This is a genomic window from Streptomyces alkaliphilus (assembly GCF_014141535.1).
Lineage (GTDB): Bacteria > Actinomycetota > Actinomycetes > Streptomycetales > Streptomycetaceae > Streptomyces > Streptomyces alkaliphilus.
Window position 1 is genome coordinate 1 of sequence record NZ_VKHT01001058.1, and the last position, 1,659, is coordinate 1,659.

Below are 1,659 nucleotides of genomic sequence, written 5' to 3' on the forward strand. Positions count from 1 at the left end.
GCGAGACAGCCCCTCCCCGGGAACCGGACCGACGGTCATACTGCCCCCGTGTACCGGCAACCGAGCCGGCGCGCGCACCGCACCGCACCGCACCGCACCGACGGCTGAACGCGCGGCACGACCCCCACCGGCCCCGCCGGGGCACGCGCGACCGATCGGCGGTGTTCGCACGGCCCGGCACCCGGCGTGTCGGGACCCGCACACGAACGCGCGAGGGGAGGCGCCCGGTCGTGACCCACCCGGTGAGCCGTCGGTCGCACGCGCCGCGTGCCGATCGGCTCGCCCCGGCCCGTCACCCGGTCCCGGTCGAGGCCGCCCTGCGCCTGCGTGCCGCCGCCGCCACGGAGCCGGGTCGGCTGCGGGCCATCGGCGCGGTGCTGGTGGGACTGATCCTGCTGACGGGGGTCCTGACCGCCGGCGAGATGGCGGAACGGGCGGGCGCCGCGCACGACGCCCTGGTCTCCGGCGCACCGCCGAGCGCGGACGCCGCCCGGATACACCGCTCACTGGCCGAGGCCGACACCACGGCCGCCATGGGTTTCCTGGCAGGTGGGGACGAGCCGCGCGAGGTGCGTGAGCACCACGAGCGGCTGATCACGGACACGGCCCGGTTGCTGACCGCCGCCGCCTCCCACCCCCGCCCCGAGGGCGGCCCGGCGGCCGAGGCGGCGGAGCGGATCGACCTGCTCAACCGCACCCTGCCCGTCTACACCGGCCTGCTGGGCACCGCCCGGGCCGACAATCGTCGGGGGCTTCCGCTGGGCGGCGCCTATCTGCGGCACGCCAATTCGCTGATGCAGGAGGTGATGCTCCCCGCCGCCCGTGAGCTGCAGGCGTTGGAGACCGAACGGCTGCGCGCGGACCTGGAGCGGGCGTCCGCCCGCCCGATGGCCGGCCCCGCGCTGGGGGCGGTGACCCTACTCGCGCTCGTCGCCGCGCACCACCGGCACCGGCGCCGTACCCGGCGGGTCCTCAACCCCGGCCTGGTGGCGGGGGTGCTGGCGGTGACGGTGCTGGTGGGGTGGGCGTCGACCTCGCACGCCGTGGCCCGGGCCTCGTTCACCGCCGCCGTGGGGAAGAACATGCCGGCGGTGGAGGCGGTGAACGAGGCCTGGGCCACGGTGATCCTGACCCGGGGCGACGAGAGCCTCGTCCTGGTGGCCCGGGGTTCGGGGGGTGGTTACGCGGAGAGCGCGCGACAGCGGTTGGAGGAGTTGGCGGGGCCGGAGGGGTCCACCGGAGCGGGTCTGCTGGCCCACGCCGGCGACCTGGCCCGGGATCCTCGGGGCCCGGAACGGCTGGCCTCGGCCCGGGAGGCGGTCTCCGTCTGGCGGGAGTGGAACGCGGGAATGCTGCGGGCGGAGGCGTCCGGGGAGTACGACCGGGCCACGAGGCTGGTCATCGGGGAGCCGGGCGAACCGGAGGGGAGCCGGGGCACCGCGCACAGCGGCACGTACGCGCGGGCGGCCGGCGAGGCGCTGCGCGCCGCCCTCGATGCCGAGCAGGAACGGTTCGACGAGGTCGCCGGTGCCGGGCGGGCGGCTCTGCGGGGCCCGGGTGAGGGGGCGGTGCCCCTGGCGCTGCTCGGCGCCGCGGCCGTGGTGCTGGGCATCGGCCGACGGCTGGCGGAGTACCGGTGAGCGGCGGCACGCACCGGGG

Annotated in this window: 1 protein-coding gene; it reads left to right on the plus strand. The window is 77.5% G+C overall.

Going from position 1 to position 1,659, the window contains the following annotated elements; all coding sequences use genetic code 11:
- The first annotated feature begins 230 nt into the window (after window positions 1–230).
- Entirely contained in the window at window positions 231–1,640 is a 1,410-nt protein-coding gene (locus FNQ90_RS22355; protein ID WP_182607997.1) for a hypothetical protein, read from the plus strand.
- The last annotated feature ends 19 nt before the right edge of the window (window positions 1,641–1,659 follow it).